Origin of the sequence: Microvirga sp. VF16 (assembly GCF_016864375.1) — a bacterium.
In the GTDB taxonomy this organism is placed as follows: Bacteria; Pseudomonadota; Alphaproteobacteria; order Rhizobiales; family Beijerinckiaceae; genus Microvirga.
The window spans coordinates 4,803,369-4,818,148 of record NZ_CP069354.1 but is presented as its reverse complement, the minus strand read 5'-3'; the positions used below and the strand labels follow the sequence as shown (position 1 = coordinate 4,818,148).

The 14,780-nt window shown below is 63.5% G+C and carries 10 protein-coding genes; 6 read left to right on the top strand and 4 right to left on the bottom strand.

The genetic code is table 11. The features are described from left to right. Positions 1–201: 201 nt before the first annotated feature. Positions 202–3,702 carry an indolepyruvate ferredoxin oxidoreductase family protein gene (locus JO965_RS22580; RefSeq protein ID WP_203441202.1) on the top strand — a complete coding sequence of 1,167 codons (3,501 nt, stop codon included), beginning with the start codon at positions 202–204 and terminating at the stop codon, positions 3,700–3,702. 230 nt (positions 3,703–3,932) lie between these two features. On the opposite strand, the gene JO965_RS22575 is transcribed toward JO965_RS22580, so the two are convergent. Then, positions 3,933–5,132: an amino acid aminotransferase gene (locus tag JO965_RS22575; protein WP_246776653.1), complete on the bottom strand. Its 1,200-nt coding sequence runs from the start codon at positions 5,130–5,132 to the stop codon at positions 3,933–3,935. Positions 5,133–5,223: 91 nt separating this feature from the next. After that, a complete protein-coding gene (gene ung / locus JO965_RS22570; protein ID WP_203441201.1) occupies positions 5,224–5,931 on the bottom strand; it encodes a uracil-DNA glycosylase in 708 nt (235 codons plus the stop codon). A gap of 199 nt (positions 5,932–6,130) precedes the next feature. On the opposite strand from ung, the gene JO965_RS22565 reads away from it, so the two are divergent. The 5 genes from JO965_RS22565 (at position 6,131) to JO965_RS22545 (ending at position 12,753) form a co-directional block, all read left to right on the top strand. Beyond that, complete coding sequence (locus JO965_RS22565; RefSeq protein ID WP_246776652.1) at positions 6,131–7,642, top strand: bifunctional UDP-sugar hydrolase/5'-nucleotidase; 1,512 nt, start codon at positions 6,131–6,133, stop codon at positions 7,640–7,642. Between the two features lie 211 nt (positions 7,643–7,853). Next, positions 7,854–10,061, top strand: coding sequence for a sensor histidine kinase (locus JO965_RS48015; RefSeq protein WP_246776651.1), 2,208 nt, complete (start codon positions 7,854–7,856; stop codon positions 10,059–10,061). A gap of 141 nt (positions 10,062–10,202) precedes the next feature. Further along, positions 10,203–11,264: a ferrochelatase gene (hemH, locus tag JO965_RS22555; protein WP_203441200.1), complete on the top strand. Its 1,062-nt coding sequence runs from the start codon at positions 10,203–10,205 to the stop codon at positions 11,262–11,264. 59 nt (positions 11,265–11,323) lie between these two features. Further along, on the top strand, positions 11,324–12,307 hold the full coding sequence (locus JO965_RS22550) for an SPFH domain-containing protein (RefSeq protein WP_203441199.1): 984 nt from the start codon (positions 11,324–11,326) through the stop codon (positions 12,305–12,307). Next, positions 12,304–12,753 (top strand): NfeD family protein, encoded by a 450-nt coding sequence (locus tag JO965_RS22545; protein WP_203441198.1) that lies wholly within the window; start codon positions 12,304–12,306, stop codon positions 12,751–12,753. The genes JO965_RS22550 and JO965_RS22545 overlap by 4 nt, the downstream gene beginning before the upstream one ends. On the opposite strand, the gene JO965_RS22540 is transcribed toward JO965_RS22545, so the two are convergent. Continuing rightward, positions 12,754–13,749 carry an SIS domain-containing protein gene (locus JO965_RS22540; RefSeq protein ID WP_203441197.1) on the bottom strand — a complete coding sequence of 332 codons (996 nt, stop codon included), beginning with the start codon at positions 13,747–13,749 and terminating at the stop codon, positions 12,754–12,756. 50 nt (positions 13,750–13,799) lie between these two features. Further along, positions 13,800–14,666 carry a UTP--glucose-1-phosphate uridylyltransferase GalU gene (gene galU / locus JO965_RS22535; RefSeq protein WP_203444315.1) on the bottom strand — a complete coding sequence of 289 codons (867 nt, stop codon included), beginning with the start codon at positions 14,664–14,666 and terminating at the stop codon, positions 13,800–13,802. Positions 14,667–14,780: the final 114 nt, after the last annotated feature.

Genomic DNA, 14,780 nt, shown 5'->3' with positions numbered 1-14,780 from the left:
GACGCTCCCGGCATGAGGCCGGACCTGAGAAGCGGTATGAGGGTTTCATGGTTAACAGAGGCGAAACGAAGGCGCGAGCCGAAGGGCTTGCAAAGGGCTCGATTGACGGCCTCTGGAAGATATGTCAGCATTACTGACATATTCCACAAAAGAAGACCGGAACACCGGCAAAGGGGCAGAGCCCCAGGAGGAAAGCGAGTCATGGCCGAAGGTCAGGTGGCGCTCCGTCACGTTTCGCTCGACGACAAGTACGATCTGTCCAAGGATCACGTTTTCATTACCGGCACCCAGGCGGTCATCCGCATGCTGCTGATGCAGCGCGAGCGGGATCGGGTCGCGGGCTTGAGCACGGCCGGTTTCGTCTCCGGCTATCGTGGTTCCCCCATCGGCGGCCTCGACCAGAATCTCTGGCGCGCCCGGAAATGGCTGGAGGCCTCCAACGTCGTCTTCCAGCCCGGCCTCAACGAGGAACTTGCCGCGACCGCCATCTGGGGCTCGCAGCAGGCCGAAATCCGGGGAGACGGCAAGTATGACGGCGTGTTCGGCCTCTGGTACGGCAAGGGGCCCGGCGTCGACCGCTCCGGCGACGTGTTCCGTCACGCCAACATGGCAGGCTCCTCGAAGCATGGCGGCGTGCTGGCGCTGATGGGCGACGACCACACGGCGGAATCCTCCACCGTCGCGCATCAGTCCGAGTTCCATTTCGTCGATGTGATGATCCCGATCCTGAACCCGGCGGGCGTTCAGGAGATTCTCGATTACGGCCTCTACGGCTATGCCATGAGCCGCTTCTGCGGCACCTGGGTCGCCTTCAAATGCGTGAAGGACAACATCGAATCGACCGCCTCCGTCGATGCGTCCCTCGACCGGGTGAAGATCGTCATCCCCGACGACTTCACCATGCCGCCGGACGGCCTCAACATCCGTAACCGTGATGGCGTGCTCGACCAGGAGGCGCGGCTTCAGGATTTCAAGCGCGACGCCATGCTGGCGTTTGTCCGCGCCAACAATCTCAACCGCATCGTGTTGTCCGGCGGCCGCAATCCGAAGATCGGCATCATCACGGTCGGCAAGTCCTATCTCGACGTGCGTCAGGCTCTCGACGAGCTTGGCCTCGACGAGGTCAAGGCGAACGACATGGGCCTTCGCCTCTACAAGGTCGCCTGCCCCTGGCCGCTCTCACAACGCGAGCTTGTCGATTTCGCGCGCGGGCTCGACAAGGTCATCGTCGTCGAGGAGAAGCGCTCTCTCATCGAGGTGCAGCTGCGCGAGGAGCTCTACGGCACCGCCAATCAGCCGCTCTGCATCGGCAAGAAGGACGAGGAGGGCCGCTGGCTCTTCCCCGTGAAGGGCGCGCTCGATCCCAACGACATCGCCATCGTCATCGGTGAGCGCCTGCTCGCCTATCACAACAACGACGATCTGCGCGGCCGCGTGGCGCGGCTGCGCCATGCGCAGGACGTGCTTGTCACGACCAGCGACGTGGCGACCCGCACGCCGCATTTCTGCTCCGGCTGCCCGCACAATTCCTCGACCAAGGTGCCGGAGGGCATGCGCGCCTATGCGGGCATCGGCTGCCACTACATGGTGCAATGGATGGACCGCTCGACCGAAGGCTTCACGCAGATGGGCGGTGAGGGCGCGAACTGGATCGGCGAAGCGCCGTTCTCCAAGCGCGGCCACGTATTCCAGAACCTCGGCGACGGCACCTACAATCATTCCGGCATTCTGGCCCTGCGCTGGTCGATCCACACCAAGACCAACGTCACCTACAAGATCCTGTTCAACGACGCGGTCGCCATGACCGGCGGGCAGCCTCACGAGGGCAAGCTCACCGTCGACATGATCGCGCGGCAGGTGCGCGAGGAGGGCGTGGAGCGCATCGCCCTCGTCACCGACGAGCCGCACAAATACCCGAAGGAGATGCGCTGGCCCGCGGGCATGACGATCCATCACCGCAGCGAGCTCGATTCCGTGCAGCGCCAGCTGGCCGAACTCCCAGGCGTGACGGTGATGATCTACGATCAGACCTGCGCCTCGGAAAAGCGCCGCCGTCGCAAGCGTGGCGAATTCCCGGATCCGGACAAGCGCGTCATCATCAACGATCTCGTCTGCGAGGCCTGCGGCGATTGCTCGGTGCAGTCCAACTGCGTCGCCGTGCAGCCGGTGGAGACCGAGTTCGGCCGCAAGCGGCAGATCGACCAATCGAACTGCAACAAGGACTTTTCCTGCGTGCAGGGCTTCTGCCCGTCTTTTGTCACGGTGCACGGCGCCAAGATCCGAAAGGCCGTGCCTGAGACCGCTTCGACGGAAGGCGTGACGTTCAAGCCGTTGCCCGATCCGGCGATCCCCGCCATCGACCGCACCTTCAACGTGATCGTGACCGGTGTGGGCGGTACGGGCGTCGTGACCATCGGCGCCATTCTCGGCATGGCGGCGCATCTCGAAGGCAAAGGGCTCGGCATGATCGATATGGCCGGCCTCGCCCAGAAGGGTGGCGCGGTCTACAGCCATGTACGGCTCGCCAACAACCAGGACGACATCTACGCTATCCGCGTGAGTGCTGAATCGGCACATCTCGTGCTCGGCTGCGATCTCGTGGTGACGGGCACGAAGAAGGTGCTCGCTTCCGTGAAGGAGGGGCAGACGGTGCTCGTGGTGAACACGGCGGAGGTGATGCCGGGTGAATTCACGCGCAACGCCGATTTCTCGCTGCCGACGGAGCGCCTGAAGCGTGCGATCAAGTCTGCGGCGGGTGCAGAGGGCGTGTCCTTCGTCGATGCCACGGCGATTGCCACCGCGCTTCTCGGCAATGCGATTGCCGCCAACATGTTCATGCTGGGTTATGCCTATCAGACCGGCCGCGTTCCTCTGTCGGGCGCTGCCATCGAGAAGGCGATCGAACTCAACGGCGAGGCGGTGAAGATGAATCTCGCTGCCTTCACCTGGGGCCGCCGCGCTGCCGCCGAGCCCGAATTGATCGCCGCCATGATGAGTGAACTGAAGGCGCCGACGGAGTCGCGCAAGTTGTCCGAGACCTTGGACGAGGTGATCGAGCGGCGCCTGGCGTTCCTCTCCGAGTACCAGAGCAGGCGTTATGCCCGCCGCTACAGCAACCTCGTCGAGCACGTGCGTGCGGCGGAAGGGAAAGCCGTGCCGGGTGCTACCGCGCTCACTGACACAGTGGCGCGCTCGCTCTTCAAGCTCATGGCCTATAAAGACGAGTATGAGGTGGCGCGGCTCTACACGAACGGCCATTTCGAGAAACAGGTCGCATCCGCCTTCGAGGGCGAGAACCTGCGTTACGAGTTCCACATGGCGCCGCCGGTTCTTGCCAAAAAGGATCCGGTCACGGGCCTGCCGAGGAAGATGAGCTTCGGACCTTGGATGCTGAAAGCCATGGGCGTTCTGGCGAAGTTCAAGGTTCTGCGCGGCACGCCGCTCGACGTCTTCGGCTACACCCACGAGCGCCGCACCGAGCGCCAGCTTATTGGCGATTACGAAGGGATGATCGGGGAGATCGTGTTGAGGCTCGATGCGGGCAATCACGCTGTCGCTGTCGGCGTCGCCGGCATCCCGCAGAAGATCCGCGGCTACGGCCACGTGAAGGAGCGCAACCTGAAAGCGGCGAAGGCAGAGGAGGCGGATCTCCTCGCCAAGTTCCGTAATGGGCCGCAACCAATGGCGATTGCGGCGGAGTAAATATCTCGACCATTGTCATCCCGGACGCCATAGGCGATCCGGGATCGTCTGACGAGAATGGTACTTGAGCCTAAACGCTGTCATTCCCGCGTAGGCGGGAATCCATAACCGCTGACGGTGCCAAGCTGGCCGTAGGTCGTGAATATGGATCCCGGCCTTCGCGGGGATGACAGTGCTTTATTGGTCGAACGATCCCGGATCGGCTTCGCCGTCCGGGATGACCGCTATGGTTACTTCTGCATCGCCTCGACGAAGCTCTTCGCGACCTTCGGCACATTCGCCTCGTTGAGGCCCGCCACGCACATGCGACCGGAGCCTACGAGATAGACGCCGTCCCGCTCGCGCATGGTGTCCACCTGCTGCGCGCTCAGACCCGTATAGCTGAACATGCCGCGCTGGGTCGCGAGGAAGTCGACGTCGATCGCGTTCGACAGGGCGCGGATCTCGTCGGCCAAACGCTTGCGCATCGCATCCATGCGGTCGCGCATGATCCCGACCTCGCGGGCCCATTCGGCGCGAAGGCCATCGTCGCCGAGCACGGTCGCCACAAGCAGCCCGCCGGTCATCGGTGGGCTCGAATAGCTGCGGCGCACGGCGAGCTTCAACTGCCCGAGCACGCGCTCGGCCTCGTCCGCATCGCGGCAGACGACGCTCAGGCCGCCGCAGCGCTCGCCGTAGAGCGAGAAATTCTTCGAGAAGGAATTGGCGACGAGGCAGCTCGCGCTTTCCGCATACCGGCGCACGAAGGCGGCATCTTCATCGAGGCTGCTGCCGAAGCCCTGATAGGCCATGTCGAACACGACGATGTGGCGCTTGGCGAGAAGCACTTCGGTGACAGCCGCCTGCTGGCGCTCGTCGAGATCGACGCCGGTCGGATTGTGGCAGACGGGCTGAAGCACGACGATGGAGCCGCTCTCGGCGGCTTCGAGCGCCCTCACCATGCCGTCGAAATCGACCGAGCGGTTGGCACGGTCCCAATAGGGATAGGTCGTGGTCTTGAAGCCCGCGCGCTGGAAGAGACCGTGATGGTTCTCCCAGGTTGGATCGCTGACGAGCACCGTGCGGCCGGGGCAATGCTTGGCGAGGAAGTCGGCCGCGATGCCCACCGCACCCGTGCCGCCGATGGTCTGGATCGTGGCGATGCGCTTCTCGGCAAGCGCCGGATGCCTGTCGCCGAAGACGAGCTTCTGCACGCCTGCGCGATAGCCCGCATGCCCTTCCATGGGCAGATAGGGTCGCTCCGCAAAGCCGATGCGCTCATAGGCAGTTTTGACCGCGCCCAGCACCGGGATGCGGCCGTTCTCGTCCGTATAGACGCCGATGCTGAGATTCACCTTCTCGGATCGCGGATCGGCCTTGAAGGCGTCGTTGAGGGACAGGATCGGGTCGCCCGCGAAGGCTTCCACATGTCCAAACAGTGATTCCGTCATGCTGATCTCCAAGCCTGTCGCGGCGAAAGTGTTTGCATTGCGCGAGACCTAGCTCCTGTGGAGGTCTCTCGGCAAGGTTCTTCGTGAAAACTCAAGGTTCCAGCCGCCAATCCACCGGCTCCAGCCTCTTCTCGGCAAGCCAGGCATTGGCGCGACTGAACGGCCTCGTGCCGCGGAAGTCATTGAGGCGGTTGAGCGGGGAGGGGTGGCCCGCCTCGATTACCAAGTGCTTTTTCCGGTCCACCAGAGTGGCGCGCTTGCGGGCCGGTCCGCCCCAGAGCAGGAAAACCACGGCGGGCTGCTGTGCGGAGATCGCCGCAATTGCCTGATCGACCAGGGCCGACCAGCCGAATTTCATATGCGCCCCGGATTGACCGGCCTCGACCGTAAGCGACGTGTTGAGGAGAAGAACGCCCTGCCTCGCCCATTTCGACAGATCGCCCGATTTCGGCATCGGCACACCAAGATCCTCCGCCATTTCGGCAAGGATCGTGCGCAGCGAGGCCGGCAGCCGGCGGGAGCCGCGATAGGAGAAGGCCAGCCCATGGGCATCCCCAGGTGTCGGATAGGGATCCTGACCCAGAACGACGACTTTGACCTGATCGAGCGGTGTCAGCGTCATGCTGGCGAACACGGCGTCGGGCGGGGGGAGCACTTGGGCCCCCGAGGCGACCACCGCGTCGACCTTGGCCGCTACCGCATCCGCGCTCCCGTCTTGAAAGAACGGGAGCCCAAGCCAGCCCTCGGCCTGCGAGTTGGCGCGGAAATCGGCGAGGGCTTGGCTGATGGGTCCAGTCATGAAGAAAGCTTGCCTTTAGGTAAGATGGAGGCTCTGTTGATGTGCCGGCTAAAGGGTTCGGCGGCGAGCGAGGAAAAAGACATCAGGGATGCCGCCGATCCGGCGCCGGGAATATCGACAGAATGTTACTTCTGTGACACGTTGCCGGTCTAGGTTCCATGACCCTAACCAATGGATCCAACCTTCTACGAGGACCTTCATGATGTTTCAGAGCCGCCCTTCCGCTGCGTTTCGCGCCGGGTTTCTTGGGTTGTCCATGCTTCTGTCGGGCACGGCCCTGGCACAGGAGTCCGTGACCATCCGTTTCGTTCAGACCAACGACATCGACCGCATGAGCCCCGAGAAGGGCCGTGGCGGCTTCGCCAAGCTGGCCACGGTCATCAAGGAAGAGAAGGCGAAAGGCAATGCCTTCTTCATCCATGCGGGTGACACCATCTCGCCCTCGCTCCTGTCGGGCTTCGACAAGGGCGCCCATGTCATCGACATCCTGAACCGCATGGGCGTCGACGCCATGGCGCCGGGCAACCACGAATTCGATCTCGGCGACGCGGCCTTCCGCGCCCGCATGGCCGAGGCCAAGTTCGATGTGCTGGCCACCAACATCGTCGACGGCAACGGCCTGCCGGCCAACACCAAGCCCGACAAGATGATCGAGGTCCAGGGCGTGAAGATCGGCTTCTTCGGCCTCACCACCGAGACGACGCCGATCGAGTCGAGCCCCGGCACCATCAAGTTCTCCTCCACCATCGACACCGCCCGCGCGAAGGCCAAGGAACTGCGCGAGAAGGGCGCCGACATCGTCGTCGCCATCGCGCACACTCCCCTGGCAGTGGATCTGATCATCGCCCGCTCAGCCGGCGTGGACGTGATCATCGGCGGCCATGACGAGCACCTGCTTGCCTTCTACGACGGCAAGGTGGTCCTGTCGGAATCGGAATCGCAAGCAAACTACGTCAACGTGGTGGAACTGGCCGTCACCAAGGCCACGAAGGACGGCAAGACCACTGTCACCTGGACGCCGAACTTCCGCATCGTCGACACTGCCACGGTGAAGCCCGATCCCGACATCGAGGCCGTCGTGAAGGGCTACGAGGACAAGCTCTCCAAGGAACTCGACGTCGAGATCGGCGTGACGGAAACGGCCCTCGACAGCCGCCGCGCCACCGTGCGCGGAGGCGAGGCCGCCATGGGCAACCTGATCACCGATGCGCTCAAGGCAGCCGTCGGCGCTGATGTCGCTCTCACCAATGGCGGCGGCATCCGGGCTGACAAGCAGTATCAGGCCGGTCAGAAACTGACCCGTCGCGACATCCTGTCCGAGATGCCGTTCGGCAACACCACCGTGCTGATCGAGGTCACGGGCGCGCAGATCAAGGACGCGCTCGAGAACGGCGTGAGCCAGGTGCGCGAGCTCGGCGGTCGCTTCCCGCAGGTCTCCGGCATCGTGGCCGAGGTCGAGGTGAAAGAACCTGTCGGCAGCCGCGTGAAATCGGTCAAGATCAACGGCCAGCCGCTCGACCCGGCCAAGACCTACAAGCTCGCCACCAACGACTTCGTGGCTCGCGGCGGCGACGGCTATCGCGCCTTCACCAATGCCAAGTCACTCATCGACGTCTCGGCGAGCCAGCTCATGGCGAGCCAGGTGATCGACTACGTCGCCAAGGCCGGTAAGGTGGCGCCGAAGGTCGAGGGTCGCGTCGTCCTGCGCTGATCTGACGGGCAATTTTTCTTCTTCGCGCCGGGGCTCACATGAGCCCCGGCGTTTTTATGGAACGATGTTGCAGATGTGATGGTCATGCGCGTTCTGCCGCATGCCTCTGGTCAAGTGGACAGCGAGACGCAAATTCCCTCTCCATCATTGGCGTTTGCTGTGCCATTCTGGCCGCGCAACGGCGAATCTCACATTCAAAAGCGATCTCTCCTTGCAGTATTACACGCGCCCAGAATCGATCAGCCTGTCCCAGAAGCGGCGTCGCCGTTCCCTCGCGCGCGGACGACTGACGCTGTTCATGGGCTTGTTCGGTGTCGCGTTCATTCTTTTGACCTTCGGCTACATTGCCTGGGAACAGCGCAACCGCCTGATTCAACGTAACGAGGACGACATCCGGAACGCGGCCTTCTTCTTGGCAGATCACACGGCCAGGCTTTTGGAGGTCACGGACCTGACCCTGAAGCAGGCCACTACGCTGGTGCAGGGGCAGAACTGGGATCAGGTGGAAGCCTCGAAAGCCCTGTGGCATCAGATCAATGCAACCCAGGAGGCTCTGCCCTATATCGAGGATGTCTGGCTCAATGATCCGAGCGGACGCCTGCGCCTGACATCGGCGCAGTTCCCAACGCCTGTATCGAATCTTGCCGGGCGGGATGCCTTCAACGCTCACGTGAATGCGGATCGAGGATTGTTCGTCGGAGAGCCGATCCTCGGGCGGGTCTCGAAGGCGCCGACCTTCATGATCAGCCGTCGTCTCCAGGAGGGCGGCGCGGAATTCGGCGGCATTGCGGCGGTCACCGTCTCCCTGTCCTACTTCTACGATTATTGGTCGAAGATCCGCTTGCCGAAGGGCAGCCGGGTCGCTCTGTTGCGCGCGCCCGACGCCGCAGTCATTGCGCAATTTCCGCCGCCGGCCGACGGCCTGTCCTTCGCCCCGATCGACAAGGCGGCCTTCGACAGGGCGCTCAATGCTTCCTCCCAGGCCGGGCTCTTTTCCTTCGTCAGCCTGGGACAGGAGCGCCTCGGAGCCTATCGTCGGGTGGGCTCGATGCCGCTCTATCTGAATGTCAGCATGCCGGAGGATGCCTATTGGACGCCGTGGTATGTCCAGACGCGGCTCTACGGCGCCTTCGCGCTCATCGCCCTGTTGGCCTTACTCGCACTGACGGCGCTGGCCTCCGAGCAGTTTCACGAACAGGCGGCCAATGCTGCGCTTCTCGAGCGGCAGGTAGCTCTGCGGACGAGCGAACTGCGCACGGAAACCGCAGCGCTGGAAATTCTCAACCGCACCGGCAGCGTGCTTGCGGCGGAACTCGATCTTGATCGTATCATCGAGAGCGTCGTCGAAGCCGGCATCGAGCTGACCGAGGCGCAGTTCGGCGCCTTCTTCTGCGGCGCGTCCCAGGGCGGGAAAGAGCATTATGGAAAATTCGAGCCCGCAGGACTCCGCGACGCTTTCGGCGCCCTGAACATCCGGGAGATCTGCGCCCCGGCTTTCCAGGAGGGCAAGACAATTCGCCTGGATAACATTGCAGTCGAGCAGGGACATGACGGCACGCCCTTCCCCCTGGACGTTACGCCAGACGCGCCCTTAATCCGCAGCATCCTGGCCGTTCCCGTCGTGCTGCGGACCGGGGAAACCCATGGCATCCTCGTTTTCGGGCACGAGATGGCTGGAATGTTCAATCGGCGTTCCGAGCGTCTTCTCGCTGGCCTGACGGCACAGGCGGCCATTGCGCTCGAGAACAGCCGCCTCTACCGCAATGCACAGAGCGAGATCGAAGAGCGCAAGCAGGCCCAGACCCAGCAATCCCTGCTGATCCGCGAACTCCATCACCGCGTCAAGAACACGCTTGCCACCGTCCAGGCGGTGGTGGGCGCAACGGCGCGTTCTGCTTTGAGCATCGACGATTTCTATCACGCCTTCGTTGGACGCATCATCTCGCTCGCCAACACGCATTCCCTGCTCACCGAAGCCGTATGGCAGACCGCTTCCTTGCGCGAGATCCTGGAAAAGGAACTCCGCCCCTACAACGACACCAAGGGCGAGAGGGTCATCCTGAACGGTCCCGCCGTGGAACTGCCCTCGGAGGCGGCCGTGCCCATCGGCATGGCAATTCACGAGCTGACCACGAACGCTGCCAAATATGGCGCCCTTTCGATTCCCAACGGGAAGGTTGCGGTAACCTGGGAAGCCGAGCCCGCAGACGGCGGGACACGGCTGCAACTCGTCTGGGAGGAGCGGGGCGGCCCCGCCGTTTCGTCGCCAAAACGGCAGGGGTTCGGCTCGCGTTTGCTGCACCGGGTGCTGGCGACGCAACTCAACGCCAAGGTCGAGATGGATTTCAACCCGACAGGATTGCGCGTAGCCATCGATGCCGTTCTCAAGCAGGCGCGGTTCCCGGAGATGGGTGTCTGACGCGCGCTCGCACAAGACCGGGTTGCAACCAATCCCGACGATGCGATGAGGCGTCCTGTTGGCGCAGCCGCCTGAAACTCCTATCTAGGCCGCATCGAGAGCGGGATTCGTTTCTCGGATCCTGCGGCCAAGGGGCTTTTTATGAATGAGAGTGTGAGTCTGACCGATCTTCGCCAGGGGGTGCGCCCGGTGGATCATCCGCCCGCCCGGGCTGGCAGGATCGGTGTGCTTCTTCTGAACCTCGGCACGCCCGAGGGCACCAGCTACTGGCCGATGCGTGCCTACCTCAAGGAGTTCCTCTCCGACCGGCGCGTGATCGAGACGCCGCGCCTCCTGTGGTGGCCGATCCTCAACCTGATCATTCTGACAAAGCGTCCCGGCCCCAAGGGCCGCGACTACGCCTCGATCTGGAACAATGAGCGCGACGAGGGGCCGCTCAAGACCATCACCCGCAACCAGGCCGAAAAGGTTGCCGAGCATCTGAAAAGCATCACTGGCGACAAGATCACCGTCGATTGGGCCATGCGCTATGGCAAGCCGGAGGTGCGCGAGCGCATCCAGGCGCTTCTCGACCAGGGCTGCGACCGCATCCTGCTGGTGCCGCTCTATCCGCAATATGCGGCGGCGACGTCGGCCACCGCCTGCGATCAGGCCTTCCGGGCCCTCATGGACATGCGCTGGCAGCCGACGGTGCGCGTCTCGCCGCCCTATCACGACGATCCGGTCTATATCGACGCCGTCATCGCTTCGATGAAGAAGGAACTGGCGAAGCTCACCTTCGAGCCGGAGGTGATCCTCGTCTCCTTCCACGGCGTGCCGAAGGAATACCTGCTCAAAGGCGATCCCTATCACTGCCAATGCGTGAAGACCTGGCGGCTGATGCGGGAAGCTTTCGGCTGGCCGGAGGATAGGTTCCGCATGAGCTTCCAGTCCCGTTTCGGCAAGGCGGAATGGCTGCAGCCCTACACGGACAAGACGGTGGAAGCTTTGGCCAAGAGCGGCGTGAAGCGCATGGCCATCGTCGCGCCCGGCTTCTCCGCCGATTGTCTTGAGACGTTGGAAGAGCTCAACGGCGAGAACCGCGAGATCTTCATGCACAACGGCGGCGAGGAATTCGCCTATCTGCCCTGCCTCAATGACGGTGATGACGGCATGCGCGTGATCAACCACATCGTTGAGCGTGAGCTTCAGGGTTGGATCTAGGACTCTAGGCCTGTTTGCGGTAGCGTGAGCCCTCTGCAACGAGGTTGCCTGGGGGGCTCATGCCGCTGAGTGGTTTCGACATCTTCGTCATCGTTCTGGTGCTCGTCGTCGTGGTGACGATCGCCATGGGCATCAGGACGGTCCCGCAGGGCTATGCCTATACGGTCGAGCGGTTCGGGCGCTACTCGCGCACGCTCACGCCGGGCCTCGGTCTGATCGTGCCCTATATCGATCAGATCGGCAAAAAGGTGAACGTCATGGAGCAGGTGCTCGACGTTCCGAGCCAGGAAGCCTTTACCAAGGACAACGCGGGCGTCACGATTGATGCGGCTGCGTTCTATCAGGTGCTCGATGCGGCCAAGGCCTCCTATGAGGTTGCCGATTTGAACCAGGCGCTGCTGGTCTTGACCATGACCAATATCCGCACGGTCGTCGGCTCCATGGATCTCGATCAGTTGCTCTCGCACCGCGACGAGATCAACGAGCGGCTCCTGCGCGTCGTCGATGCCGCGGCCTCGCCCTGGGGTGCCAAGGTTACACGTGTCGAGATCAAGGACATTCTGCCGCCGCAGGACCTTGCCGGCGCCATGGCGCGGCAGATGAAGGCCGAGCGCGAGAAGCGCGCCGCCGTGCTCGAAGCGGAAGGCTTGCGGCAGGCGGAGATCCTGCGCGCAGAAGGCCAGAAGCAGTCGCAGATCCTCGCCGCGGAAGGCCGTAAGGAAGCGGCCTTCCGCGATGCGGAGGCGCGCGAGCGTCAGGCGGAAGCCGAGGCCAAGGCGACCGGCATGGTCAGCGATGCCATCACGAAGGGCGATCTCGCGGCCGCCAACTTCATCGTAGCGGAGAAGTATATCGATGCGATCCGCGCGCTTGCATCGGCGCCGAACCAGAAGGTGGTGATCGTGCCCATCGAGGCGGCCGGCCTTGCCGGCACGCTCGGCGGCATCGCCGAACTCACCAGATCCGTGTTCGGTGAGGGTGGGGCAGGCGTCAAGCCCGTGCGCAGCGTTCCCACGGTTGCCGGCGGAGCCGAGCGCTCATGATCGCCGACGCGTTCATCGGATTTGGAGCCTGGGCCTGGATCATCCTCGGTGTGATCCTGATCGGCGTCGAATTGATCGCTCCGGGCTCGTTCTTCCTCTGGCTCGGCCTCGCCGCCATCGCCACCGGCTTGCTGGATGCCCTGCTCGGCCTGTCCTGGCAGGTGGCTGCGCTGCTCTTCGCGCTGTTGTCCGTCGGAGCAGTGATCCTGGGGCGTTTCGTCACCCGCTCGAAGACGCAGCCCAACGCTGAGCCTTCGCCGCTCAATCAGCGCGGTCAATCTCTTGTCGGACGGGTCTTCACGCTTGAGACGCCGATCAAGGATGGCGAGGGTCGCATCCGGGTCGATGACAGCTCCTGGCGGGTGACGGGCGCCGACCGCTTTGCCGGCGCCAGGGTGCGTGTCGTGCGGGTCGAGGGATCGACGCTTGTCGTCGATGATCCCTGATTACGCTGCACCCGCGCGCAGCAGGTCGAGATAATGCACGAGGCCGATGGGTCGGCTGTTCTCGACTACGATCAGGGCCGTGATCCGGGAGGCCTCTTCCATCTCCAGCGCGGTCGCCACGAGAGCATCCGGCGCGATGGTGCGCGGCGTCTTGGTCATGATCGCCGTGACCGGCAGGGTCATGAGATCGGGCTTGAGATTGCGGCGCAGGTCGCCGTCAGTGACGATGCCGGCAAGCGTGCCGTCATCGTTCACCACGATCACGGCACCAAAACCCTTGCGGCCGATCTCGCCGATGGCCTCGTCCATGCGCGCCTCGATGCCGACGACGGGCAGGCGCTCGTCCTTGTGCATGATGTCACGGACGAGCTTGAGGCGGGCACCAAGCTTTCCGCCCGGATGGAAGACTTTGAAGTGCTCCGCCGTGAACCCGCGCTTCTCCAGAAGAGCGACGGCGAGGGCGTCGCCCAGTGCCAGCTGGATCGTGGTTGAGGTCGTGGGCGCCAGCCCGTTGGGGCAGGCTTCCTTGGCCTTCGGCAGGGTCAGGCAGATATCGGCGGCGCGCCCGAGCGTCGACTCGGCATTTGAGGTCAGCGCGATCAGCGGCACCCGGAAGCGCCGGGAGTAGCCGAGAATGTCGGCGAGCTCGGCCGTCTCCCCCGACCAGGACAGGGCGATGATCACGTCGTCTGTCTGGATCATGCCCAGATCGCCGTGGCTCGCCTCTGCCGGATGGACGTAATGGGCGGGCGTGCCGGTCGAGGCGAAAGTGGCGGTGATCTTGCGGCCCACATGGCCGGACTTGCCCATGCCGGTGACGATCACACGGCCCTTGGCAGCCGCCAGCGTCTCGACCGCAGCCGTGAAGACGGGACCGAGGCCGTTGCCGATGGCCTCCATCAGGATCGTCAGGCCGTCTCGCTCGGTTTCGAGCGTGCGCAGGGCTGAGGCAATGGTCGGATCGGGCGAAAGGGGAGCTTGTTGTGCAAGTGCCATGGCCGCCCCTCTAGCACAGACGGGCGGCCATGAGGAACCCTCGCGCTTGCTTACTTCTGCCGCAGCAGGGCTTCGAGCTCCCGGCGGAAATCGGCGGACAGCTCCTCGCGCTCCAGGGCGTAGGCGACGTTCGCCATGAGGAAGCCGATCTTGGAGCCCGTGTCGTAGGTCTTGCCCTGATACTTCATGCCGAAGAACGGGTGGTCCTTCATCAGGCGGATCATGGAATCCGTGAGCTGGATCTCGTTGCCGGCGCCGCGCTCCTGGGTGGAGAGCAGGTCGAAGATCTCGGGCTGCAGGATATAGCGGCCGGAAATGATGTAGTTCGAGGGCGCGGTGCCCTTCGGCGGCTTTTCCACCATGCCGGTGATCTCGAAGGTCTGGCCGAATTCCTGGCCGACCGAGACGATGCCGTATTGGTGCGTCTGATCCTCCGGCACCTCCTCGACGGCGATGATGTTGCCGCCATGCTTGTCGTAGGCCGCGATCATCTGCTCCATGGAACCGCGGCTGAGCATATCGGGGAGGATCACGGCGAAGGGCTCGTCGCCCACGAGTTCGCGGGCACACCAGACCGCGTGGCCGAGGCCGAGCGGCTCCTGCTGACGGGTGAAGCTCGTCTGGCCGGCCTGGGGCTGATCCTTGGCGAGAAGCTCCAGCTCCTTGGTCTTGTTGCGGCTCTCCAGCGTACGGTTGAGCTCATAGGCGATATCGAAATGGTCCTCGATCACCGCCTTGTTGCGGCCGGTAACGAAGATGAAATGCTCGATGCCGGCGGCACGCGCCTCATCGACCACATGCTGCACGACCGGACGGTCGACGACGCAGAGCATCTCCTTGGGAACGGCCTTGGTGGCCGGCAGGAACCGGGTGCCGAGACCAGCGACGGGAAGGACTGCTTTGCGGATACGCTTCATTGATTGGGCCATGATTGAGCATCAAGAGGGAGGGATAATCTAAGTCAGGACCGGGAAAAGGGAACCGATAACTGTCAAGCTTCGGCACCTTCCAACGCGGCAGTGCTTTCGATG

Bases quoted from the DNA above. Each gene is read 5' to 3' on its own strand.
- JO965_RS22580 (WP_203441202.1), top strand. From the start codon at position 202: ATGGCCGAAGGTCAGGTGGCGCTCCGTCACGTTTCGCTCGACGACAAG.
- JO965_RS22575 (WP_246776653.1), bottom strand. From the start codon at position 5,132: ATGACGGAATCACTGTTTGGACATGTGGAAGCCTTCGCGGGCGACCCG.
- ung (WP_203441201.1), bottom strand. From the start codon at position 5,931: ATGACTGGACCCATCAGCCAAGCCCTCGCCGATTTCCGCGCCAACTCG.
- JO965_RS22565 (WP_246776652.1), top strand. From the start codon at position 6,131: ATGATGTTTCAGAGCCGCCCTTCCGCTGCGTTTCGCGCCGGGTTTCTT.
- hemH (WP_203441200.1), top strand. From the start codon at position 10,203: ATGAATGAGAGTGTGAGTCTGACCGATCTTCGCCAGGGGGTGCGCCCG.
- JO965_RS22550 (WP_203441199.1), top strand. From the start codon at position 11,324: ATGCCGCTGAGTGGTTTCGACATCTTCGTCATCGTTCTGGTGCTCGTC.
- JO965_RS22545 (WP_203441198.1), top strand. From the start codon at position 12,304: ATGATCGCCGACGCGTTCATCGGATTTGGAGCCTGGGCCTGGATCATC.
- JO965_RS22540 (WP_203441197.1), bottom strand. From the start codon at position 13,749: ATGGCACTTGCACAACAAGCTCCCCTTTCGCCCGATCCGACCATTGCC.
- galU (WP_203444315.1), bottom strand. From the start codon at position 14,666: ATGAAGCGTATCCGCAAAGCAGTCCTTCCCGTCGCTGGTCTCGGCACC.